The 23695-nt window shown below is 62.2% G+C and carries 20 protein-coding genes, 2 tRNA genes and 1 pseudogene; 1 reads left to right on the top strand and 22 read right to left on the bottom strand.

Annotated features, from left to right (window positions below; all coding sequences use genetic code 11):
• Nucleotides 1-117: 117 nt before the first annotated feature.
• From rpsO to rlmE, 14 genes and pseudogenes are all read right to left on the bottom strand, one after another.
• On the bottom strand, nucleotides 118-387 hold the full coding sequence (rpsO, locus tag PKB_RS24445) for a 30S ribosomal protein S15 (RefSeq protein WP_017518939.1): 270 nt from the start codon (nucleotides 385-387) through the stop codon (nucleotides 118-120).
• 97 nt (nucleotides 388-484) lie between these two features.
• A complete protein-coding gene (truB, locus tag PKB_RS24450; protein WP_043255303.1) occupies nucleotides 485-1399 on the bottom strand; it encodes a tRNA pseudouridine(55) synthase TruB in 915 nt (304 codons plus the stop codon).
• 3 nt (nucleotides 1400-1402) lie between these two features.
• Complete coding sequence (gene rbfA, locus PKB_RS24455; RefSeq protein ID WP_043255305.1) at nucleotides 1403-1792, bottom strand: 30S ribosome-binding factor RbfA; 390 nt, start codon at nucleotides 1790-1792, stop codon at nucleotides 1403-1405.
• A 106-nt stretch (nucleotides 1793-1898) separates the two neighbouring features.
• Nucleotides 1899-4433 carry a translation initiation factor IF-2 gene (gene infB, locus PKB_RS24460; protein ID WP_043255307.1) on the bottom strand — a complete coding sequence of 845 codons (2535 nt, stop codon included), beginning with the start codon at nucleotides 4431-4433 and terminating at the stop codon, nucleotides 1899-1901.
• Between the two features lie 27 nt (nucleotides 4434-4460).
• Nucleotides 4461-5942, bottom strand: a complete 1482-nt coding sequence (gene nusA / locus PKB_RS24465; protein ID WP_043255309.1) for a transcription termination factor NusA — start codon at nucleotides 5940-5942, stop codon at nucleotides 4461-4463.
• A gap of 46 nt (nucleotides 5943-5988) precedes the next feature.
• On the bottom strand, nucleotides 5989-6447 hold the full coding sequence (gene rimP / locus PKB_RS24470; protein WP_043255310.1) for a ribosome maturation factor RimP: 459 nt from the start codon (nucleotides 6445-6447) through the stop codon (nucleotides 5989-5991).
• Nucleotides 6448-6576: 129 nt separating this feature from the next.
• A tRNA-Met gene (locus tag PKB_RS24475) sits at nucleotides 6577-6653 on the bottom strand.
• A 91-nt stretch (nucleotides 6654-6744) separates the two neighbouring features.
• A tRNA-Leu gene (locus tag PKB_RS24480) sits at nucleotides 6745-6830 on the bottom strand.
• Nucleotides 6831-6841: 11 nt separating this feature from the next.
• Nucleotides 6842-7234: a preprotein translocase subunit SecG gene (gene secG, locus PKB_RS24485; RefSeq protein WP_043255311.1), complete on the bottom strand. Its 393-nt coding sequence runs from the start codon at nucleotides 7232-7234 to the stop codon at nucleotides 6842-6844.
• 3 nt (nucleotides 7235-7237) lie between these two features.
• A complete protein-coding gene (gene tpiA / locus PKB_RS24490) occupies nucleotides 7238-7993 on the bottom strand; it encodes a triose-phosphate isomerase (RefSeq protein ID WP_043255313.1) in 756 nt (251 codons plus the stop codon).
• Nucleotides 7994-8058: 65 nt separating this feature from the next.
• Complete coding sequence (gene glmM / locus PKB_RS24495) at nucleotides 8059-9399, bottom strand: phosphoglucosamine mutase (protein ID WP_043255316.1); 1341 nt, start codon at nucleotides 9397-9399, stop codon at nucleotides 8059-8061.
• Nucleotides 9396-10265, bottom strand: a complete 870-nt coding sequence (gene folP / locus PKB_RS24500; RefSeq protein ID WP_043255318.1) for a dihydropteroate synthase — start codon at nucleotides 10263-10265, stop codon at nucleotides 9396-9398. The genes glmM and folP overlap by 4 nt, the downstream gene beginning before the upstream one ends.
• A 19-nt stretch (nucleotides 10266-10284) precedes the next feature.
• A pseudogene (ftsH, locus tag PKB_RS24505) lies at nucleotides 10285-12192 on the bottom strand (ATP-dependent zinc metalloprotease FtsH); the annotation flags it as partial.
• A gap of 198 nt (nucleotides 12193-12390) precedes the next feature.
• Nucleotides 12391-13014, bottom strand: coding sequence for a 23S rRNA (uridine(2552)-2'-O)-methyltransferase RlmE (gene rlmE / locus PKB_RS24510; protein ID WP_043255320.1), 624 nt, complete (start codon nucleotides 13012-13014; stop codon nucleotides 12391-12393).
• 78 nt (nucleotides 13015-13092) lie between these two features.
• Here rlmE and yhbY point away from each other — a divergent pair, with 78 nt between their 5' ends.
• Nucleotides 13093-13407, top strand: a complete 315-nt coding sequence (gene yhbY, locus PKB_RS24515; protein ID WP_043255322.1) for a ribosome assembly RNA-binding protein YhbY — start codon at nucleotides 13093-13095, stop codon at nucleotides 13405-13407.
• Between the two features lie 54 nt (nucleotides 13408-13461).
• Here the strand turns inward: yhbY and PKB_RS24520 are convergent, their stop codons facing one another.
• The 8 genes from PKB_RS24520 to dnaK all read right to left on the bottom strand — a co-directional run bounded on the left by PKB_RS24520 (nucleotide 13462) and on the right by dnaK (nucleotide 23671).
• Nucleotides 13462-13914, bottom strand: coding sequence for a hypothetical protein (locus PKB_RS24520; protein WP_052355372.1), 453 nt, complete (start codon nucleotides 13912-13914; stop codon nucleotides 13462-13464).
• Nucleotides 13877-14353, bottom strand: coding sequence for a transcription elongation factor GreA (greA, locus tag PKB_RS24525; protein ID WP_043255325.1), 477 nt, complete (start codon nucleotides 14351-14353; stop codon nucleotides 13877-13879). The genes PKB_RS24520 and greA overlap by 38 nt, the downstream gene beginning before the upstream one ends.
• Nucleotides 14350-17571: a carbamoyl-phosphate synthase large subunit gene (carB, locus tag PKB_RS24530; protein WP_043255327.1), complete on the bottom strand. Its 3222-nt coding sequence runs from the start codon at nucleotides 17569-17571 to the stop codon at nucleotides 14350-14352. The genes greA and carB overlap by 4 nt, the downstream gene beginning before the upstream one ends.
• A gap of 19 nt (nucleotides 17572-17590) precedes the next feature.
• Nucleotides 17591-18244, bottom strand: coding sequence for a leucine efflux protein LeuE (leuE, locus tag PKB_RS24535; protein WP_156958151.1), 654 nt, complete (start codon nucleotides 18242-18244; stop codon nucleotides 17591-17593).
• 26 nt (nucleotides 18245-18270) lie between these two features.
• Nucleotides 18271-19407, bottom strand: coding sequence for a glutamine-hydrolyzing carbamoyl-phosphate synthase small subunit (gene carA / locus PKB_RS24540; protein ID WP_043255332.1), 1137 nt, complete (start codon nucleotides 19405-19407; stop codon nucleotides 18271-18273).
• A gap of 196 nt (nucleotides 19408-19603) precedes the next feature.
• A complete protein-coding gene (dapB, locus tag PKB_RS24545) occupies nucleotides 19604-20410 on the bottom strand; it encodes a 4-hydroxy-tetrahydrodipicolinate reductase (protein WP_043255333.1) in 807 nt (268 codons plus the stop codon).
• 81 nt (nucleotides 20411-20491) lie between these two features.
• Entirely contained in the window at nucleotides 20492-21625 is a 1134-nt protein-coding gene (gene dnaJ / locus PKB_RS24550) for a molecular chaperone DnaJ (protein ID WP_043255335.1), read from the bottom strand.
• A 129-nt stretch (nucleotides 21626-21754) separates the two neighbouring features.
• Nucleotides 21755-23671, bottom strand: a complete 1917-nt coding sequence (dnaK, locus tag PKB_RS24555; RefSeq protein WP_043255338.1) for a molecular chaperone DnaK — start codon at nucleotides 23669-23671, stop codon at nucleotides 21755-21757.
• Nucleotides 23672-23695 lie beyond the last annotated feature (24 nt).

Below are 23695 nucleotides of genomic sequence, written 5' to 3' on the forward strand. Positions count from 1 at the left end.
GGAGTCGGACCCGATGCCATTCCCAAAAAAGCGAGAAGCCGGGAGCCCGAAGCCCTGCATCGGCAAATACCGACGCAGAACCCCAGACTCCCAGCTTCTCACTTCAGGCTTGCCGTCTTAGCGACGCAGGCCCAGGCGACCGATCAGGGCGCTGTAACGAGAGGTGTCCTTGCTCTTCAGGTAGTCCAGCAGCTTACGACGCTGGTTAACCATGCGGATCAGGCCACGACGGGAGTGGTGGTCTTTGCCGTTGGCCTTGAAGTGATCCTGCAGCTTGTTGATGTTGGCGGACAGCAGTGCAACCTGCACTTCCGGAGAACCGGTGTCGCCTTCAGCTTGCTTGTACTCGTTAACGATCTGGGCTTTCTCTTGGACGCTCAGTGCCATGATGGGCTTTCCTCTGAGGTAACAGGCCAGGGACTTCTCCCTGTGTTCATATAAGAGGAGTGACCGTGCCTGCTGACAGCCACCCTCGGTTCCGGTCTTATGACCGAATCAGTCGACGCGGGGCGATTCGCCCGTCGTCTGTCGCTTCACCGATTCCGATGAAACGACCTTCATGATCCTGCACACGCATAAGGCCAAACTTCGGCGCCTCGGGTGCGCGTACCGGCTGCCCGTGCAGCCAGTAGTAGGCGCTGTGCTCGGAAAGCTGCAGCAGCGGCCAGTGCTCCAGGCCGGCGTCTACCGGCAACAGGAAGCGGTCGAGGGCTTCGTTGCCACCCTCGGCATGGGCTTTTTCCAGCTCTTCCAGCGTGATCGCCTGGGGCAGAGCGAAGGGACCGGCCTGGGTACGGCGCAATGCTGCTACGTGTGCACCGCATCCCAACACCTGGCCAATGTCCTCGACCAAGGTACGGATATAGGTGCCCTTGCTGCAGGCAACCGACAGGGTCGCGTCAGGCGACTCGAAGGCCAGCAAATCCAAGCGCGCAATAGTAACAGAACGCGCCTCGCGCTCCACTACTTCACCGGCCCGGGCCAACTTGTACAGCGGCTGGCCGTCCTTCTTGAGTGCCGAGTACATCGGCGGAACCTGCTCTATCTCGCCGCGGAAGCGCGGCAGCACGGCCTCCAGCGCTTCCCGACCGACGGTCACCGCGGATTCCTCGACGATTTCGCCCTCGGCGTCGCCGGTGGTGGTGGTGATGCCCAGGCGGGCAACGGTTTCGTAGGCCTTGTCGGCATCCAGCAGGTACTGCGAGAACTTGGTGGCCTCACCGAAGCACAACGGCAGCACGCCGGTCGCCAGAGGATCGAGGCTGCCGGTGTGCCCGGCCTTCTCGGCATTAAGCAGCCAACGCACCTTCTGCAGGGCCTGGTTGGAGCTCATGCCGCGCGGCTTGTCGAGCACCAACACGCCGTTGACCGCACGGCGGATACGTTTTACCTGGGCCACGCCTTACTCCTCGGAACCGCCGCCGTGGCGACGATCTTCCGCCACCGCCCGCTCGATCAGGGCCGACAGCTCGGCACCACGACGAATGCTCGCGTCGTAGGTGAAGTGCAGTTGCGGCACGGTGCGCAGCTTCATCGCCTTGCCCAACTGCATGCGCAGGAAGCCAGCGGCGTCATTGAGGATGGAGGTGTTCTGCTTGATCACCTCGGCGTTGTCGTCCTGGCCCATCACGGTGATGAACACCTTGGCATGGGACAGATCGCGCGCCACGTCGACGCCGGTGATGGTCACCAGGCCCAGGCGCGGATCCTTGATCTCGCGCTGGATCAGCAGCGCCAGTTCGCGCTGCATCTGATCGCCGATACGCTGTGTACGGCTGTACTCTTTGGCCATTTTCCTAACCTGCTTCCGCTGCCTTGGCGGCACCGGACAAATAAGCGGCAAACGCCCGGGAAAGCTGGAAAGCCGTCCCGGGCGCTGCGATTACGCTCGTTGCCTCTTAGAGGGTACGAGCGACTTCGACCTTCTCGAACACTTCGATCTTGTCGCCGACGCGAACGTCGTTGTAGCTCTTCACGGCGATACCGCATTCCATGCCGTTACGAACTTCGGCAACGTCGTCCTTGAAGCGACGCAGCGATTCCAGTTCGCCTTCGAAGATCACCACGTCGTCGCGAAGTACGCGGATCGGACGGTTGCGGTGCACCAGACCCTCGGTGACCATGCAGCCGGCGACGGCGCCGAACTTCGGCGAACGGAACACGTCACGCACTTCGGCGATACCCAGGATGTTCTCGCGAACATCGCTGCCGAGCATACCGGTCAGGGCTTTCTTGACGTCTTCGATGATGTCGTAGATCACGTTGTAGTAACGCATGTCCAGGCCTTCGGCCTCGACGATCTTGCGCGCACCGGCGTCAGCACGGACGTTGAAGCCGAACAGCACCGCGTTGGAGGCCAGCGCCAGGTTGGCATCGGACTCGGTGATACCACCGACGCCGCCACCGACCACGCGAACTTGCACTTCGTCGTTGCCCAGGCCGCTGAGCGAGCCCTGCAGAGCTTCCAGAGAGCCACGCACGTCGGCCTTGAGGACGATGTTGAGGGTTTTCTTCTCGTCCTGGCCCATGTTCTCGAAGATATTTTCGAGCTTCGCGGACTGCTGACGAGCGAGCTTGACCTCGCGGAACTTGCCCTGACGGAACAGAGCGACTTCGCGAGCCTTCTTCTCGTCGGCGACCACGGTCACTTCGTCACCGGCGTCCGGCGTGCCGTCCAGGCCGAGAATCTCGACCGGAATCGACGGGCCGGCTTCCTTGATCGGCTTGCCGTTCTCGTCGAGCATGGCCCGCACGCGGCCGTAGTTGACACCGCAGAGGATCATGTCGCCCTGACGCAGGGTACCGTCCTGAACCAGCACGGTAGCCACCGGACCACGGCCCTTGTCGAGACGGGACTCGACCACCACGCCACGGCCCGGGGCCGACGGAGTGGCTTTGAGCTCGAGTACTTCGGCCTGCAGCAGCACGGCTTCGAGCAGTTCGTCGACGCCGGTACCCATCTTGGCGGATACGTGGACGAAGGGAGCGTCGCCGCCCCACTCTTCCGGGATCACATCCAGCGCGGCCAGGCCGTTCTTGATGTTGTCCGGGTTGGCATCGGGCTTGTCGATCTTGTTCACCGCGACCACGATCGGCACGCCAGCGGCTTTCGCATGCTGCACGGCTTCCTGGGTCTGCGGCATCACGCCGTCGTCCGCCGCCACCACGAGGATGACGATGTCGGTCGCCTGGGCACCACGGGCACGCATCGCGGTGAACGCGGCGTGGCCGGGGGTGTCGAGGAAGGTGACCATGCCGCGGTCGGTTTCCACGTGGTAGGCGCCGATGTGCTGGGTGATGCCGCCGGCTTCACCCGCTGCAACCTTGGCACGACGGATGTAGTCGAGCAGGGAGGTCTTGCCGTGGTCGACGTGACCCATAACGGTCACTACCGGCGCACGCGATACGGCCTCGCCTTCGAACTTCAGCGACTCGGCCAGTTGCTCTTCCAGGGCGTTCTCGCTGACCAGCTTGACCTTGTGGCCGAGTTCTTCGGCGATCAGTTGGGCGGTTTCCTGGTCGAGGACCTGGTTGATGGTCACCGGAGTGCCCATCTTGAACATGAACTTGACGACTTCGGCGCCCTTCACCGACATCTGCTGAGCGAGCTCAGCAACAGTGATGGTCTCGCCGATACTCACTTCGCGCACAATGGGTCCTGTCGGGCTCTGGAACCCGTGCTGGTTACGCTTCTTCAGCTTCGCCTTGCCGCGACCACCGCCACGACGACCGAAACTGTCGTCGTCATCCGAACCGGAGCGCACAACGCGCGGAGCGGAAGTCTTTTCCTTTTCCTTGATCGACGGGCGATGCTGGGCATGCTTGCGATCGCGGCGATCGTCTTCGTCATCGCGCTTCGGCGGACGGCGGACTTCGCCTTCCTTCCGGCGCTCGTCGCCGGCAGCCGGAGCGGCGACGGGTGCGACAGGGACGGCGACCGGAGCGACGACAGGCGCCGGAGCAGCAGCCGGAGCACTTGCCTGGGCAGGCACTTCGGCCTGACGGCGGGCTGCGTCTTCGGCAGCGCGACGGGCTTCGACTTCGGCCTTCTGACGGGCCTCTTCCTCAGCCTTCAGGCGGGCAGCCTCTTCAACGGCGCGCTGCTCTTCCAGCTCGCGTTGACGCTCGGCCTCGATTTCGTCGGGGCTGCGCTTGACGTAGGTCTTCTTCTTGCGGACCTCAACGCTCACCGTCTTGCTGCCAGCCACTCTCAGGGTCGAGGTGGTCTTGCGCTGCAGGGTGATCTTGCGCGGTTCTTCCAGGCGATCGCCGTGGCTACCTTTAAGGTGCGCCAGCAGAGCCTGCTTTTCAGTATCGGTCACAACCTGCTCGGCATCGCTGTGCGGGAGGCCCGCTTCGCGCATCTGCTGCAGCAGGCGCTCAACCGGGGTATCGACCGTCTTGGCCAGTTCTTTCACCGTGACTTGCGTCATGCATTTCTCTCCTCAGGCCGCGAATGCTTACTCGAACCAATGGGCCCGGGCGGCCATGATCAACTTGCCGGCACGCTCTTCGTCCATGCCGTCGATGTCGAGCAAGTCGTCAATCGACTGCTCGGCAAGATCTTCACGGGTGGTTACGCCACGCAGCACCAGGTCCAGGGCCAGCTCTTTGGTCATGCCATCGAGGCTGAGCAGGTCTTCGGCCGGTTGAGCGTCAGCAAGTTTTTCTTCAGTTGCGATGGCTTTGGTCAGCAGACGATCCTTGGCGCGCGAGCGCAGCTCGTTGACGATGTCCTCGTCGAAGCCGTCGATGCTGAGCATCTCTTCCATCGGTACGTAGGCGATTTCTTCCAGGGTGGTAAAGCCTTCCTCGACCAGCACCTGAGCCAGTTCTTCGTCCACATCCAGCTCGTCGATGAAACGCTGCAGGATGTCGCCGGTCTCGGCCTGCTGCTTGGCCTGGATGTCGGCCTCGGTCATCACGTTCAGGGTCCAGCCGGTCAGTTGGCTGGCCAGACGGACGTTCTGGCCGCTGCGGCCGATGGCCTGCGCCAGGTTGTCCTCGGCGACGGCGATATCCATGGTGTGGGTATCTTCGTCGACGATGATCGCGGCCACTTCGGCAGGCGCCATCGCGTTGATCACGAACTGGGCAGGGTTATCGTCCCACAGCACGATGTCCACGCGCTCGCCACCGAGTTCGCCGGAAACGGCCTGTACGCGCGAACCGCGCATGCCGATGCAGGCGCCCTGCGGGTCGATACGTTTGTCCTTGGAGCGCACGGCGATCTTGGCGCGCGAACCCGGATCACGGGCAGCTGCCATCACGTCGATCAGTTGCTCGGCGATTTCCGGCACTTCGATGCGGAACAGCTCGATCAGCATCTCCGGCGCGGTACGCGAGAGAACCAGTTGCGGACCGCGGTTCTCGCTGCGAATTTCCTTCAGCAGGGCACGCACACGGGTGCCGACGCGGAAGGTCTCGCGCGGAATGATCTGGTCACGGGCCAGCAGCGCTTCGGCATTGTTGCCGAGGTCGACGATGACGTTGTCGCGGGTGACCTTCTTCACGGTGCCGGAGATGATTTCACCAACCTTCTCGCGGTAGGCGTCGACCACCTGAGCGCGCTCGGCTTCACGCACCTTCTGCACGATGACCTGCTTGGCGGTCTGTGCGGCGATGCGGCCGAACTCGATGGATTCGATCTTCTCTTCGATGACGTCACCGGCCTTGAGGTCCGGATGGCTCTCGCGAACGTCATCGACGGTGAGCTCGGAGGCAGGATTGGAGTAATCCTCGTCCTCGACCACGGTCCAACGGCGGAAAGTGTCGTAGTTGCCGTTGGCGCGGTTGATCTGCACCCGCAGGTCGACCTCGTCCTCGAAACGCTTCTTGGTGGCGGTTGCCAGAGCCAGTTCCAGCGCTTCGAAAATCACGCCGGGCGGTACACCCTTCTCGTTGGATACCGACTCAACAACCAGCAGTACTTCTTTGCTCATCGTACGCCTCGCCTTTCAATCCATTGGAATCCGCGCAACACGCGGCTCACTCAAATCGGGGAATGATGTTGGCCTTATCGATCGAATCGATCGGCAGCAGGTATTCATGGTCATCCACGAGGACCACCACGTCCTGCTCCTCCACACCACGGAGAACGCCCTGGAAATTGCGCCGCCGCTCGAAGGGGATGCGCAGCCTGATCTTCACTTGCTCGCCGACATACCGAGCGAACTGCTCCAGCGTGAACAGCGGTCGATCCATCCCCGGAGAGGAAACCTCGAGGGTGTATTCGCCACTGATCGGGTCCTCGACATCGAGCACCCCGCTGACCTGCCGACTGACTGTTTCGCAGTCTTCGATCAGGATCCCTTCAGCACGATCGATATACACCCTGAGCAGGGAGTGACGACCTTGGGAAATGAACTCCAGGCCCCAGCACTCATAGCCGAGCGCCTCTACCACAGGGGCCAACAAGGCCTGCAACTGTTCTAGCTTGCTCGACACCTGATCGCCTCGCGTATGCCGTAGAAACAAAAAATGGGCGAAACGCCCATCCCTAAAGGAGCCACCCTAGACTGGTGGCGCGGACTGTCCAGCTAGCAAAAAGCCCCTGAAAAGGGGCTCTGCCAAAACTGGTTGCGGGAGCTGGATTTGAACCAACGACCTTCGGGTTATGAGCCCGACGAGCTACCAGACTGCTCCATCCCGCGTCAAAGCTGGTGCAAAATTATACGGTTACACCCTAATCAGGTCAACCGAAACACCTGAAACGAAAGGCCCGCATAGCGGGCCTTCGTCATATGGTACCGAGGAGGGGACTCGAACCCCTACAGCCTATGGCCACTACCACCTCAAGGTAGCGTGTCTACCAATTCCACCACCTCGGCAAAAACTTGCCTTACTTCTTCTCAGGAGCCGCCGGAACGTCAGAGTTGCCAGCTGCCGGAGCCTGTTGCTGCCCCTGGGTTGCCGGCACATCGGATGCCGCCGGAACCTTCTCCTGCTTCTGCTCCATCACTGCCGGATCAGGAAGACCAACGTGACGTAGCATATCAGCTTTTTCTTTAGCGAAATACGCTAAACCCAAGCTAGTAATGAAAAAAATTGCAGCGAGCACACCAGTAAAACGACTCAGGAACGTAGCAGAGCCTTGGCTACCGAAAACGGTACCCGAAGCGCCCGAACCAAACGAGGCACCAGCATCCGCGCCCTTACCATGCTGCAGCAGGACCAGTACAACCAGACCCAGCGCCATCAGCAGGTGAATCACGATTACAACTGTTTCCAGCATCTGTCAGTTTCCTGCGGCGCGACAAATCGCACCAAACTCATCCGCATTGAGGGAGGCACCACCAATCAGCCCCCCATCGATGTCCGGCATGCCGAACAGTTCGACCGCATTCGCCGCCTTGACGCTACCGCCATACAGCAGGCGAACACCGCGGGCGACTTCGGCATTTTCTGCCGCCAATTGCGCGCGGATGGCCGCATGTACTTCTTGAGCCTGCTCAGGAGAGGCGGTCAGGCCCGTCCCGATTGCCCACACTGGCTCGTAAGCCACAACGGCGCGGGAGAAAGCCCCGACACCCAAATCTTCTATCACGGTCCCCAGCTGACGCCCGACGACTTCCAGGGTCTTTCCAGCTTCGCGCTGCTCGCGGGTCTCCCCCACGCACAACACCGGAACCAAACCGCAGGACTGCGCTGCGGCAAACTTACGACTGATGACACCGTCGCTTTCACCCAGAATCTGGCGGCGCTCAGAGTGCCCAACCAGAACCAGCGTGCAACCGGCATCGCTCAGTTGACTTGCAGCAATCTCGCCCGTCAGGGCGCCCTGCATCGGCTCGACTGCGCAATTCTGCGCACCCACAGCCAAGGCTTTGCCGTCCAGGCCTTGAATCACCTGATTGATGTACAGACAGGGCGGCAGAACCGCCACGTCGACACCTGTAGGCAGAGCCAGTTGTCGCAAGCCTTTGATCAGCTCCGCAACACTGGTGCGGGTACCGTGCATTTTCCAGTTCCCGGCCACTAAGGGTCGACGCATGCTGTACCTCGCTGAGCAAAGTGGGCGCAGATGTTAATCGACAAAAATCGAACTGACAAGCGAAATCAAGCACATACCTCTGTAACGACTTTCGCCAGCTGCTCGGCGTAAGCACGTACGCGAGCTTCTTCGTCGCCTTCGACCATCACCCGCACCAGCGGCTCGGTACCGGATTTGCGCAGAAGCACTCGGCCACGGCCCGCCATGCTTTCGGTCACGCGTTCGCACGCCTCCTTGACCGCAGGATGCTCGATCGGGTCGACATCGCGACGCTGGAAGCGGACGTTGATCAGCACCTGCGGGAACATCCGAATGCCTTGGCGCGCCTCGGCAAGCGTCTGGCCGCGCGCCTTGAGTGCCATCAGAACCTGCAGCGCAGCGATGATCGCATCGCCAGTGGTGGTGTGCTGACCACAAACGACATGGCCTGAGTTTTCACCGCCCAGGTGCCAGTTGCGCGCCATCAATTCAGCCATGACATAGCGGTCGCCGACCTTGGCACGAGTGAATGGAATCTGCAGATCTTTCAGAGCCAGCTCCAGGCCGAGGTTGCTCATGAGCGTCCCGACGACGCCACCATCCAGGCGGCCGCGCTCCTGCATGTCACGAGCGATCAGGAAGAGAATCTCGTCACCATCCACCACCGCGCCTGTATGGTCGACCATAAGCACGCGATCGCCATCGCCATCAAAGGCGATGCCCATGTCCGCCTGCTCGGCGATAACCGCGGCCTGAAGCGGGGCGATATGCGTGGAGCCGCAATTCTCATTGATGTTCAGGCCGTTGGGCTGAACGCCATGTACGGAAACCTGTGCACCCAGCTCGCGGAACACACTAGGCGCCACCTTGTAGGTCGCACCATGGGCGCAATCGATTACTAGCTTGAGCCCAGAGAAATCGGTACTGCTCGGCACGCTGCTCTTGCAGAACTCGATGTAGCGGCCAGCCGCATCGTTGATGCGCGAGACCTTGCCCAGACGCGCTGACTCGACCACCGTCATGGGCGTGTCGAGCAGTTGTTCGATGACCATCTCGACTTCATCGGGCAGCTTGGTGCCCTGACCGGAGAAGAACTTGATCCCGTTGTCGTCGTGCGGGTTGTGCGAGGCACTGATGACGATCCCCGCTTCGGCGTGGAACGTGCGAGTCAGATAGGCGATGCCCGGGGTCGGCATTGGCCCCAGCAGCATCACATCAGCGCCAGCTGCGGATAGACCGGCTTCCAGCGCTGATTCGAACATGTACCCGGAAATTCGCGTGTCCTTGCCCACCAGCACACGACACTTGCCCTGCTGCCGGAAGGCCATACCCACAGCCCAACCCAACTTGAGCACGAAGTCCGGCGTAATCGGTGGCGTGCCGACGCGGCCACGAATGCCATCGGTACCGAAGTATTTCCTGCTCATAGCGTCAGACCTTCTTCCTTAGCTTGTTCGACCGCATCGATCATGCGGACCACATCGACCGTCTCGGCGACGTCATGTACTCGAATAATGCGCGCCCCCTTGCTAACCGCCAGAGCAGCAAGGGCAAGGCTGCCATAGAGACGATCACCGACCTCGCGACCGAGCGCACGACCGATCATGCTCTTGCGCGACACTCCGACCAGCAGCGGGCAGCCCAGTTCCAGCAGGCGCTCCATACGCTGGAACAGCACAAGGTTATGCGCCTGCGTCTTGGCAAATCCGAAACCAGGATCGAGCACGATGCGCTCACGGGGAATGCCAGCCGCTTCGCACACAGCCATGCGCTCCACAAGGAAATCCCGCACCTCGGCGAGGATGTCCGGATAGCGCGGATCGTTCTGCATGTTGCTCGGCTCGCCGCGCATGTGCATGAGACAGATCGCCATTCCGGTATCCGCAGCCGCATCGACGGCACCATCGCGCTGAAGGGAACGAACGTCGTTGATCAGACCAGCCCCCAGGCGACCGGACTCGCGCATCACCGCGGGCGTCGATGTATCGACGGAAATCACCACATCCAATTCGCGAGCGATAGCCTCGACGACTGGCGCTACGCGCTCCAGCTCTTCTGTCGGAGTGACCAGGCGCGCGCCCGGGCGAGTCGACTCTCCGCCAACATCGATAAGGGTCGCACCAGCCTCGACCATCTCTGCTGCGCGCTGCAGCGCTCGGTCCAGCTGATTGAAACGACCACCATCGGAAAACGAGTCCGGCGTGACGTTGAGGATTCCCATGACATGGGGGCGCGTTAAATCAAGAACCCGGTTGCCGCAAGGCAACCGGGTTGGGTACAGCTTGGAGCTCATCAATCGTTCTCAGTGTTCCGCCAGCAGGACCGCCGATGGGCTTTTCCTTGCGACCAGCATCGTCGCGACTGGTAGTGGTCGACCCAGTGGAGCCAGAACCACCCTGCCAATCACGAGGCTCGCGCGGTTCCCGTCCAGCCATGATGTCGTCGATCTGGTCCGAGTCGATGGTTTCGTACTTCATCAACGCATCGGCCATCATGTCGAGCTTGTCGCGATTCTCGTCCAGCAGACGCTTGGCGGTGCCGTAGCAGTCGTCGATGATGCGACGGACTTCCTGGTCGATCAGCTTGGCGGTCTCACCGGAAACATTGGAGTGCTGGGAACCGGCACTGCGCCCCAGGAACACCTCGCCCTCTTCTTCCGCGTACATCAACGGACCGAGCTTCTCGGAGAGGCCCCACTTGGTAACCATGTTCCGCGAGAGCTGGGTGGCACGCATGATGTCATTGGAAGCGCCAGTGGTAACACCTTCGAAACCGAGCGTCATCTCCTCGGCGATACGGCCGCCGAACAGCGAGCATATCTGGCTTTCCAGGGCGCGTTTGGAGAGGCTGTAGCGATCTTCCTCGGGGAGGAACATCGTCACGCCCAGCGCGCGACCGCGCGGGATGATGGAAACTTTGTAGACCGGGTCGTGCTCGGGCACGAGGCGGCCGACGATAGCGTGACCGGCCTCGTGGTAAGCGGTATTCCGCTTTTCTTTCTCGGACATGACCATGGTCTTGCGCTCGGCACCCATCATGATCTTGTCCTTGGCCAGCTCGAATTCACGCATGTCGACGATGCGCTTGTTGGCGCGGGCGGCGAACAACGAGGCCTCGTTGACCAGGTTGGCCAGATCGGCACCGGAGAAGCCCGGAGTACCGCGCGCGATCACGGCTGCGTCGACATGATCGCCCAGCGGAACCTTGCGCATGTGCACCTTGAGAATCTGCTCGCGGCCACGAATGTCCGGCAGGCCAACCACTACCTGGCGGTCGAAGCGGCCCGGGCGCAGCAGCGCCGGGTCGAGGACGTCCGGGCGGTTGGTCGCGGCGATCACGATGATGCCGTCGTTCATCTCGAAGCCATCCATCTCGACCAGCAACTGGTTGAGGGTCTGCTCACGCTCGTCGTGACCACCGCCCAGGCCGGCGCCACGATGGCGACCAACGGCGTCGATCTCGTCGATGAAGATGATGCACGGCGCGTGTTTCTTGGCTTGGTCGAACATGTCGCGAACACGGGACGCACCCACGCCGACGAACATTTCGACGAAGTCGGAGCCGGAGATGGTGAAGAACGGGACTTTCGCCTCGCCAGCGATCGCCTTGGCCAGCAGGGTCTTACCGGTACCGGGCGGGCCGACCATCAGCACGCCGCGCGGAATGCGGCCACCGAGGCGCTGGAACTTGCCCGGATCGCGGAGGAATTCGACCAGCTCGCTGACCTCTTCCTTTGCCTCGTCGCAACCGGCGACGTCAGCGAAGGTGGTCTTCACCTGATCTTCGGAAAGCAGGCGTGCCTTGCTCTTGCCGAAGCTCATCGGGCCACCACGGCCGCCGCCGCCGCCCTGCATCTGGCGCATGAAGAACATGAACACGGCGATGATCACGAGGATCGGGAAGCTGGCGACCAGCAACTGAGTCCAGATGCTCTGCTGCTCCGGCTGCTTGCCTTCGATGACCACGTTGTTGTTGACCAGATCGCCGATCAGGCCATTGTCCTGGATCGCCGGACGAATGGTCTTGAAGGTGTCCCCATCCTGGCGCTTGCCAGTGATGACGTAACCGTCGACGGTAACCCGCTCGACCTTGCCTTCCTTCACCTGCTGGATGAAATCCGAATAGTTGAGCGTTTGCGGCTCGTTCGGACTGGAGAAGTTGTTCATCACGGTGACGAGGACCGCCGCGATGATCAACCACAGGATCAGGTTCTTTGCCATGTCGTTCAATTGACTACCCTCTGAAGCCGGCTCCGCCCTGGAAACCGCTTCGCACGACGGCCGGACTCCTTCCGGCCAACTTACTACACAACTCCCGCCCAGGCGGAAGGCGTCTGTAACCCTTTATGAACCCCGGCTCGAGCCGACACAAGCCTTACTTACGCACACTGGACAGGCTGGAAGCCCATTCGTCGCAGTCTAGGCTCCGCGGAATCCGCGTGCGAGCAGATATTGCTCACGGGAGCGGTCGCGGGAGGACAGGGGCTTGCGCATCTGTACCTTCTCGAAATTCTCGCGAACCATCTTCAGGTAAGTGTCGAACCCTTCACCCTGGAATATCTTGATCAGAAAATCGCCGCCCGGGCGCAACACCCGGGTGCAGAGGTCCAGTGCCAGCTCGCAGAGGAACATCGCACGGGGCATGTCCACAGCGGGCAGCCCACTCATATTGGGGGCCATATCGGAAATCACAAGGTCTACCGGATTTTCTCCGATGGCCTCGAGCAACTGGGCGAAGACCTCGTCTTCGGTGAAGTCGCCCTGGATGAAGGTGACGTCCGGAATGCTGTCCATCGGCAGGATATCGGAAGCGATCAGGATGCCCTTGTCGCCGATGACCCGACTGGTGACCTGCGACCAGCCGCCTGGCGCCGCGCCGAGGTCGACCACGGTCATTCCCGGGCGCAGGATGCGATCCTTCTCCTGGATTTCCAGCAGCTTGTAGCTGGCGCGCGAGCGGTAGCCGTCGCGTTGCGCCATCTTCACGTAAGGATCGTCGAAATGTTCTTTTAGCCAGCGATGGCTAGTCTTGGAACGGGCCACGTATTACCTCGTCTGAGCGGCACCCGGATAAATGTGAATTCGGGTAAGATATCCGCCTTTTTTCCCAGGGGTCTGATTATGGCGCTCACTCAGGAGCAGAAGAAACAGTTCAAATCTATCGGCCACCATCTGAAGCCTGTATTGACCGTAGCCGAAAACGGTCTTACCGAAGGCGTGATGGCCGAGCTCGAGCGTGCGCTCAATGATCACGAACTGATCAAGGTACAGTTCCGCATCACAGAGCGCGACGATCGCCGCGCGCTGATCGATGAACTGTGCCAGAACGGCAGCTGCGAGCTGGTCCAGGTCATCGGCAAGATGGCACTGGTCTATCGCCGCAACTCCAAGCCGAACCGCAATCTGTCGAACATCAGCCGCTTCAGCGGCCTGTAAGACTCGGGATCGGGCCGGGCGCCACGGCGCCCGGAGATTCCAGCCTGCCTGCGCTTAGCGCACGGCATCTCGCCCAGGTACCGGCTGCAGCACCAGCAGCACGCCGCACAGAGCCAGCACCAGGTAGTTGAACAGCAGCCAACGCTGGGCATCCGGCGCGATGCGATCGACCACCAGGTAGCTGACCACCATCACCAAAACCGTCAGCAGCAACTGCCCTCGCATTTCGCGCCAGAGGCTGGCGAAGCCGTGCGCAGCTACTAGCAGCACGACCTGCAGCAAAGCGCAGAAACCGGCGAATCCGACCAGCAATGGAGTGAGGGCGTCGGCGACTGACTGCACGAGCAGCGGTGCCAGGCCGACCTTCTCCAGCGCAGGCAAAACCACAAAGCGCAGTAGCCAGAGACCGCCGACCCAGAATGTCTGGGCCAGTAGCCAGCTGGCTGCTGCAGCTTTGTAGGGACGCGGATCAGGCGTGACGGACTTCAACGATCTCGTACTCGACATCGCCACCCGGGGTGCGCACCAGCACGGCATCCCCTTCGGTCTTGCCGATAAGCGCGCGGGCGATCGGCGAGTTGACCGAGATCTTGCTGGCCTTGATGTCGGCCTCGTCGTCGCCAACGATCTGGTAGGTCACGGTCTCGTCAGTTTCGACATTGGCGATATCCACGGTGGTACCGAAGATCACCTTGCCGGTGTGCGGGATGGTAGTGACGTCGATGATCTGTGCGTTGGACAGCTTGGCCTCGATATCGCGGATACGTGCCTCGGACATGCCCTGCTGCTCGCGCGCGGCATGGTACTCGGCGTTCTCCTTGAGGTCGCCCAGCTCACGCGCTTCGGCGATGGCCTGGGTGATCTGCGGGCGCAGAACGGTCTTCAGATACTTCAGTTCATCTTCCAGGGCGCGAGCGCCCTGGACGGTCATGGGGAACTTGCTCATGCGTTGATTCCTGCATGCAGATCCTGCAGGCGGCGTACGGTCTTCTCGGGACCGAACTTGAGCGCTTCGCAGATCGCCTGACCAGCCGCGATGGTGGTGGTGCAGTAGATCTTGTGCTGCAGGGCGTTACGACGGATGGAGTAGGAGTCGGCGATCGACTGGCGACCCTCGGTGGTGTTGATGATCAGGGTGACTTCGTCATTCTTGATCATGTCGACTACGTGAGGACGACCTTCGGTCACCTTGTTCACGCGGCGAACCGGCAGACCGGCGGCCTCGATAACCTTGGCGGTACCGGCGGTGGCGACCACTTCGAAGCCCAGGGCGATCAGGTCGCGGGCGACCTGCACGGCTTGCGGCTTGTCGTCTTCGCGGACGCTGATGAAGGCGCAGCCGGCGTTCGGCAGGATTTCGCTGGCACCCAGCTGGGCCTTGGCGAAGGCTTCGCCGAAGCTGTCGCCGACACCCATGACTTCACCGGTGGACTTCATTTCCGGGCCGAGGATCGGGTCGACGCCCGGGAACTTGGCGAACGGGAACACCGCTTCCTTGACGCTGTAGAACGGCGGGATCACTTCTTCGGTGAAGCCGACTTCGGCCAGGGTCTTGCCGGCCATCACGCGGGCCGCGACCTTGGCCAGGGATTCGCCGATGCACTTGGAAACGAACGGCACGGTACGCGAGGCGCGCGGGTTCACTTCGATGACGTAGATGTCTTCGCCCTGAACGGCCATCTGCACGTTCATCAGGCCTACGACGCCCAGCTCCAGGGCCATCTTCTTGACCTGCTCGCGGATCTCGTCCTGGATGTGCTTCGGCAGCGAGTACGGCGGCAGCGAGCAGGCGGAGTCACCGGAGTGCACGCCGGCCTGTTCGATGTGCTGCATGATCGCACCGATCACCACGGTGTCGCCGTCACAGACGGCGTCGATGTCGACTTCGATGGCGCAGTTCAGGAAGCGGTCGAGCAGCACCGGGCTGTCGTTGGAGACCTTCACAGCCTCGCGCATGTAGCGCTTGAGCTCTTCTTCCTGGTAGACGATTTCCATCGCGCGGCCGCCCAGTACGTAGGACGGGCGCACGACCATCGGGTAGCCGATGTTCTTCGACAGGGCCAGGGCCTCTTCTTCGCTGCGCGCGGTGGCGTTGGCCGGCTGACGCAGATTCAGGCGCTGGACCATCTGCTGGAAGCGCTCGCGGTCTTCGGCGCGGTCAATGGCGTCCGGGCTGGTGCCGATGATCGGCACGCCAGCTTCTTCCAGGGCACGGCAGAGTTTCAGCGGAGTCTGGCCGCCGTACTGCACGATGACGCCCTTGGGCTGCTCGACACGGACGATCTCCAGCACGTCTTCCAGGGTCACCGGCTCGAAGTACAGGCGGTCGGAAGTGTCGTAGTCGGTGGAGACGGTTTCCGGGTTGCAGTTGACCATGATGGTCTCGTAGCCGTCTTCGCGCATCGCCAGCGCAGCGTGGACGCAGCAGTAGTCGAACTCGATGCCCTGGCCGATACGGTTCGGACCGCCGCCCAGGATCATGATCTTGTCGCGGCCGGACGGATTGGCTTCGCACTCTTCCTCGTAGGTCGAGTACATGTAAGCGGTGTCGGTGGCGAATTCGGCGGCGCAGGTATCCACGCGCTTGTACACCGGCAGCACTTTCAGCTTGTGGCGGTGGGCACGCAGGTTCTTCTCGGTGACGCCGAGGAGCTTGGCCAGGCGCGAGTCGGAGAAGCCCTTGCGCTTGAGCTTGCGCATCAGGTCGGCATCGATGCCGGACAGGCCGAGGGTCTTGACCTTCTCTTCGTCCTTGATGAGGTCTTCGATCTGCACCAGGAACCACTCGTCGATCTTGGTCAGGTTGAAGACTTCCTCGATGGACTTGCCGGCGCGGAAAGCGTCAGCCACGTACCAGATACGCTCGGCGCCCGGCACGGTCAGCTCGCGCTTGAGGATGCCTTCGGCTTCCGGGTCGGTCAGGTCGAGTTTCGGGTCGAAGCCGGCGACGCCCACTTCCAGGCCGCGCAGGGCTTTCTGCACCGACTCCTGGAAGGTACGGCCGATGGCCATGACTTCGCCCACGGATTTCATCTGGGTGGTCAGGCGGGCGTCGGCTTTCGGGAATTTCTCGAAGGCGAAGCGCGGCACCTTGGTGACGACGTAGTCGATAGCCGGCTCGAAGGACGCCGGGGTGCGGCCGCCGGTGATGTCGTTCTGCAGCTCGTCGAGGGTGTAGCCGACAGCCAGCTTGGCGGCGATCTTGGCGATCGGGAAGCCGGTGGCCTTGGAGGCCAGGGCCGAGGAGCGGGACACGCGCGGGTTCATCTCGATCACGACCATACGGCCAGTGTTCGGGCAGATGCCGAACTGCACGTTGGAACCGCCGGTTTCCACGCCGATCTCACGCAGCACCGCCAGGGAGGCGTTGCGCATGATCTGGTATTCCTTGTCGGTCAGGGTCTGTGCCGGCGCAACGGTGATGGAGTCACCGGTGTGCACGCCCATCGGATCGAAGTTCTCGATGGAGCAGACAATGATGCAGTTGTCCTTCTTGTCGCGGACAACCTCCATCTCGTATTCCTTCCAGCCGATCAGCGATTCGTCGATCAGCAGTTCGTTGGTCGGCGACAGGTCCAGGCCGCGGGCGCAGATCTCTTCGAACTCCTCGCGGTTGTAGGCGATGCCGCCACCGGTGCCGCCCATGGTGAAGGACGGACGGATGATGCAGGGGAAGCCGACCTGATCCAGTACGCCGTAGGCTTCTTCCATGGTGTGGGCGATGCCCGAGCGCGGGCAGGCCAGGCCGATGGACTTCATGGCCTTGTCGAAGCGCGAACGGTCTTCGGCCTTGTCGATGGTATCGGCGTTGGCGCCGATCATTTCCACGCCGAATTTCTCCAGCACGCCGTGGCGCTCGAGGTCGAGGGCGCAGTTCAGCGCGGTCTGGCCACCCATGGTCGGCAGCAGCGCGTCAGGACGCTCTTTCTCGATGATCTTGGCGACGGTCTGCCACTTGATCGGCTCGATGTAGGTGGCGTCGGCCATGGCCGGGTCGGTCATGATGGTGGCCGGGTTGGAGTTCACCAGGATGACGCGGAAGCCTTCTTCCTTCAGGGCCTTGCAGGCCTGTGCGCCGGAGTAGTCGAACTCGCAGGCCTGGCCGATGACGATCGGGCCGGCGCCGAGGATCAGGATGCTCTTGATGTCTGTACGCTTGGGCATGGGACTCTCGTTGCAATATTCAGGAAAGGGTTGCGCTGGCCAGCTTCACGCCAAAGCCGACGAACAGGGCGCCGACGCCACTAGAGGCGCCGGCAGCCAACCGTTGCCGCCGACGGAACCATGCCGCCAGACGCACACCGGAGAAAATCAGGAAACTCAGGTACAGGGCGCTGATGATCTCGAGGATCGTGCCCAGGACCAGGAACGACACTCCGGGATAGGCGTATCCGGGGTCGACGAACTGGATGAAGAAGGAAACGAAGAAGAGGATCGCCTTCGGGTTGGACAGGCTCAGCAGCAGCGCCTTGCGGAACGGCTGGTTGACGTCGACCTGCTTCACCGGCGCAGCGGCCTGCTCGACCGGCTGGCGCAGCTTCTGCAAACCACCCCGGAGCATGCCGATACCGAGGTAGAACAGGTAGGCCGCGCCTACGTACTTCAGCCCGAGGAACAGCACCGGCTCGGCCTTGAGCAGTGAGGCGATACCCAACGCCGACAGCGCCATGAGCACGGCGTCACCGAGGAACACCGCGCTCGCCGCCCGGTAGCCGGCGCCAACGCCGCGCTGGGCGGCGGTGGCGAGCACGAACAGCGAGTTCGGGCCCGGCAGCAGGACGATGAACAACGTACCCAGGACGTAGGTCCAGAGGTCGGTGATCCCCAGGGTCGGCATCATCTTCGTTTACCTCTTCGCGGCCTTCAGCGGCGCTCGGCCATCGCCGCGATGAAGCGGTCGAACAGCGGAGCGACGTCGTGCGGGCCAGGGCTGGCTTCCGGGTGACCCTGGAAGCTGAAGGCCACCTTGTCAGTGCGCTCGATGCCCTGCAGGGTGCCATCGAACAGCGACTTGTGGGTGGCGCGCAGGTTGGCCGGCAGGGTCGACTCGTCCACGGCGAAGCCATGGTTCTGGCTGGTGATCATCACCACGCCGCTGTCGAGGTCCTGCACCGGGTGGTTCGCACCGTGGTGGCCGTGGCCCATCTTCACGGTCTTGGCGCCGGAGGCCAGGGCCAGCAGCTGGTGACCGAGACAGATGCCGAAGACCGGGATGTCGGTATCGAGGAACTCGCGGATCGCCTGGATGGCGTAGTCGCAAGGCTCGGGGTCACCAGGGCCGTTGGAGAGGAAGATACCGTCCGGGTTCAGCGCCAGGACTTCGCTGGCCGGGGTCTGGGCCGGAACGACGGTCAGGCGGCAGCCACGAGCAACCAGCATGCGCAGGATGTTCAGCTTGACGCCGAAGTCGTAGGCAACCACGTGGTACGGCAGCTCGGCAGCGGCGATTTCCGGGTGGCTGTCGGTTTCCAGGTTCCACACGCTGGAGCGCCATTCGTAGCGCTCGGTGGAGGAAACGACCTTGGCCAGGTCCATGCCTTTCAGGCCCGGGAAGGAGCGGGCCAGCTCGAGGGCTTTCTCTTCGGTGGCGTCGTCGCCGGCGAGGATGCAGCCGTTCTGCGAACCCTTCTCGCGCAGGATGCGAGTCAGGCGGCGGGTGTCGATACCGGCGATGGCGACGGTGCCGTTTTCTTTCAGGTAATCCGGCAGCGACTGCTTGTCGCGCCAGCTGCTGGCCAGCAGCGGCAGGTCGCGGATGATCAGGCCGGCGGCCCAGACCTTGTTCGACTCGGCGTCTTCCGGGGTGGTCCCGGTGTTGCCGATGTGCGGGTAGGTCAGGGTGACGATCTGTTGGGCATAGGAAGGATCGGTAAGGATTTCCTGGTAGCCGGTCATGGCAGTGTTGAACACCACCTCACCAACGGTATGACCGTCGGCACCGATGGCTTCACCGCGAAAAATGCTGCCGTCGGCAAGTGCAAGTATGGCTGGCTTAGTCAAGAAGACCTCCCGTAAATCAAGCCTGGCTGGGCGTGCGCAGATTGTAAAAAAGCGGGATGACGTCAGAAGAGGTCATCCCGCTTTTTTATGGTTCATGCTGCGCTGCTTTTAGTGGACACACTAAATCTGTAGTTTACAGAAAAGCGACATCCAGGTCCACCCAAAGCACGACATACGGCGCTACCGCCTGACCAACTCAACGCAAGCCGAGCACATCCTGCATGTCGTAAAGACCACTGCCCTGCCCGTCCAGCCAGAGCGCGGCACGCACCGCACCACGAGCGAAGGTCATGCGGCTCGAAGCCTTGTGCGTGATTTCCACGCGCTCGCCATCGGCGGCGAACAGCACAGTGTGATCACCGACCACATCGCCCGCGCGCACAGTGGCGAAGCCAATGGTTTCACGAGCACGAGCACCGGTCTGGCCTTCACGGCCGTAGACGGCAACCTTCTCCAGATCACGCCCCAACGCATTGGCAACGACTTCGCCCATGCGCAGCGCAGTACCGGACGGCGCATCGACCTTGTGGCGGTGGTGCGCCTCGAGGATCTCGATGTCGACATCATCACCCAGCACACGAGCAGCAGTGTCCAGCAGCTTAAGGCAGAGGTTCACGCCAACGCTGTAGTTGGCGGCGAAGACAATCGGGATCTCCTTGGCCGCCTCGGCGATCAGCACCTTCTCCTCAGCAGAGAAACCGGTGGTGCCGATGACCATGGCCTTGCCCGCCTTGCGGCAGATTTCCAGGTTCTTCAGGGTGACGGTCGGGTGGGTGAAATCGATCAGCACATCGAACTCGTCAGCCACCTTGAGCAGGTCGCCCGACAGCGGCACGCCGATGCGCCCCAGACCTGCCAGCTCTCCAGCATCGGCACCGACCAGCGTGCTGTCCGGACGATCGATGGCGGCGGTCAGGCCGGCGCCACCATTGGTCTGCTGCACCGCCTCGATAAGGATCTTGCCCATGCGCCCAGCGGCGCCCATTACAGCTATACGTCGCATTTAGTCAGCTCCAAGCTGCAAGCCCCAAGCTGCAAGCGGCGCCCGTCTCGAGGGCCGCCGCCTGCAACCTGCAGCTTCAAGTCATAGGTCGTCGAAGAAGCGCTTCATGCCTTCGAACCAGCCACTGGCACGGGGCGAGTGGGAAGTGTCGCCCTGCAGGCTGCCGCGGAACTCTTCGAGCAGTTCGCGCTGGCGCTTGTCCAGGTTGACCGGCGTTTCCACCACCACCCTGCACATCAGGTCGCCGGCACCGCCGCCGCGCACCGGGGCCACGCCCTTGCCGCGCAGACGGAACAGCTTGCCGGTCTGAGTACCCTCGGGGATCTTCAGCTTCACGCGACCATCCAGGGTCGGCACTTCCAGCTCACCACCCAGGGCTGCGTCGGCGAAGCTGATCGGCACTTCGCAGTACAGATGCTTGCCATCGCGCTGGAAGATGTCGTGCTCGCGCACGTTCACCACCACGTAGAGATCGCCCGCGGGGCCACCATGGGCACCGGCCTCGCCTTCGCCGGACAGACGAATACGGTCGCCGGTATCGACACCCGCCGGCACCTTGACCGACAGGGTCTTCTGCTCTTCCACTCGCCCCTGGCCGTGGCAGGTGCCGCATGGATCGCTGATCATCTTGCCGTTGCCATGGCAACGCGGGCAGGTCTGCTGCACCGAGAAGAAGCCCTGCTGCATGCGCACCTGGCCGATGCCGCCGCAGGTGGTGCAGGTGACCGGCGAGGTGCCGGGCTTGGCGCCGCTGCCGCTGCAAGTCTTGCAACCAACCAGGGTCGGCACGCGGATGGTCACGGTGGTGCCGCGCACGGCATCTTCAAGATCCAGGTCCAGCGTGTAGCGCAGATCGGCGCCGCGCTGCGGGCCGCCGCGACCGCCACGACCACCGCCGCCGCCACCGAAGAAATCGCTGAAGACGTCGCCGAAGATGTCCGAGAAGCTCGCGCCGCCGAAGCCGGCTCCAGCGCCACCACCCATCTGCGGGTCGACACCGGCGTGACCGTACTGATCGTAGGCTGCACGCTTGCTGGCGTCAGACAGGATCTCGTACGCCTCGTTGGCCTCCTTGAATTTATCCTCGGCTTCCTTGTCGCCGGGATTGCGGTCCGGGTGGTGCTTCATGGCCAGCCGGCGATAGGCCTTCTTCAGGTCCGCTTCGCTGGCGCCACGCTCGACACCCAGTACCTCGTAAAAATCACGTTTGGCCATAAATTCTTTGCACCTTCAAAACCTCTCCCCCAGACACGCCGACGCGGGAGCAAGCCCCCGCGCGACGGTTCATGCGCACCGACACGCTGGTCGGGGGTCGGTGCGCCGGAGCGGAAGCAAGCACGCGGCTTACTTGTTCTCCTTGACCTCTTCGAACTCGGCGTCGACGACATCGTCGCCAGCCTTGTCGTCAGCGCCATCGCCTTGAGCGGCAGCACCAGGCTGCGGTTGCTCGGCGTACATCTTCTGAGCCAGCGGAGTGGACGCCTGGGACAGCGCGTTCATCTTCGCCTCGATCTCGGCCTTGTCGTCGCCTTTCACGGCAACTTCCAGCTCGCCGAGAGCTTTCTCGATGGCAGCCTTCTCGTCAGCGGTGGCCTTGTCACCAGCCTCGGTGACCATCTTGCGAGTCGCGTGGACCAGCGCATCACCCTGGTTGCGGGCAGCGGCCAGTTCTTCGAACTTGCGGTCTTCCTCGGCGTTGGCCTCGGCGTCGCGAACCATCTGCTGGATCTCGTCCTCGGACAGACCGGAGGAAGCCTTGATCACGATGGACTGCTGCTTGCCGGTGGCCTTGTCCTTCGCGCTCACGTGCAGGATGCCGTTGGCGTCGATGTCGAAGGTCACTTCGATCTGCGGCACACCGCGCGGAGCCGGCGGAATGTCGGCCAGGTCGAACTTGCCGAGCGACTTGTTCTGGCCAGCCTGCTTACGCTCGCCCTGCAGCACGTGGATGGTCACGGCGCCCTGGTTGTCGTCGGCAGTGGAGAACACCTGCGACTTCTTGGTCGGGATGGTGGTGTTCTTGTCGATCAGCGCGGTCATCACGCCACCCAGGGTTTCGATACCCAGGGTCAGCGGGGTGACGTCGAGCAGCAGCACGTCCTTGACGTCGCCAGCCAGCACGGCGCCCTGGATGGCAGCACCCATGGCCACAGCTTCGTCCGGGTTGACGTCCTTGCGCGCTTCTTTACCGAAGAACTCGGCAACGGTCTTCTGCACCAGCGGCATACGGGTCTGGCCGCCGACCAGGATCACTTCGTCGATCTTCGATACGTCCAGGCCAGCATCTTTCAGCGCGACGCGGCACGGCTCGACGGTACGGGCGACCAGGTCTTCCACCAGCGATTCCAGCTTGGCGCGGGACACCTTCACGTTCAGGTGTTTCGGGCCGCTGGCGTCAGCGGTGATGTACGGCAGGTTGACGTCGGTCTGCTGGGTCGAGGACAGCTCGATCTTGGCTTTCTCGGCAGCTTCTTTCAGGCGCTGCATGGCCAGCGGGTCGCCCTTCAGGTCCATGCCGGTTTCTTTCTTGAACTCGTCGACGAGGTAGTCGATCAGGCGCAGGTCGAAGTCTTCACCACCGAGGAAGGTGTCACCGTTGGTGGCCAGCACTTCGAACTGGTGCTCACCGTCGACTTCAGCGATCTCGATCACCGATACGTCGAAGGTACCGCCACCCAGGTCGTAGACGATGATGGTGTGGTCGCCCTTGGCCTTGTCCAGGCCGTAGGCCAGCGCAGCCGCGGTCGGCTCGTTGATGATGCGCTTGACGTCCAGACCGGCGATGCGGCCGGCGTCCTTGGTGGCTTGACGCTGGCTGTCGTTGAAGTAGGCCGGAACGGTGATGACCGCTTCGGTGACCGGCTCGCCCAGGTAATCCTCGGCGGTCTTCTTCATCTTCTTCAGGACTTCAGCCGAAACCTGCGGCGGAGCCATCTTCTGGCCCTTGGCTTCGACCCAGGCGTCGCCGTTGTCAGCCTTGACGATGTTGTACGGCACCATCTTGATGTCTTTCTGCACGACTTCTTCTTCGAAGCGACGGCCGATCAGACGCTTCACCGCGTACAGGGTGTTCTTCGGGTTGGTCACAGCCTGGCGCTTGGCCGGCTGACCTACCAGGATTTCGCCGTCGTTGGCGTAGCCGATGATCGACGGGGTGGTACGAGCGCCTTCGGCGTTCTCGATGACCTTGACGTTACCGTTCTCCAGGATGGACACACAGGAGTTGGTGGTCCCCAGGTCGATACCAATGATTTTGCCCATATTTCACTCTCCAGAAATTAGATT

It is taken from the genome of Pseudomonas knackmussii B13 (assembly GCF_000689415.1).
Classification (GTDB): Bacteria; Pseudomonadota; Gammaproteobacteria; order Pseudomonadales; family Pseudomonadaceae; genus Pseudomonas; species Pseudomonas knackmussii.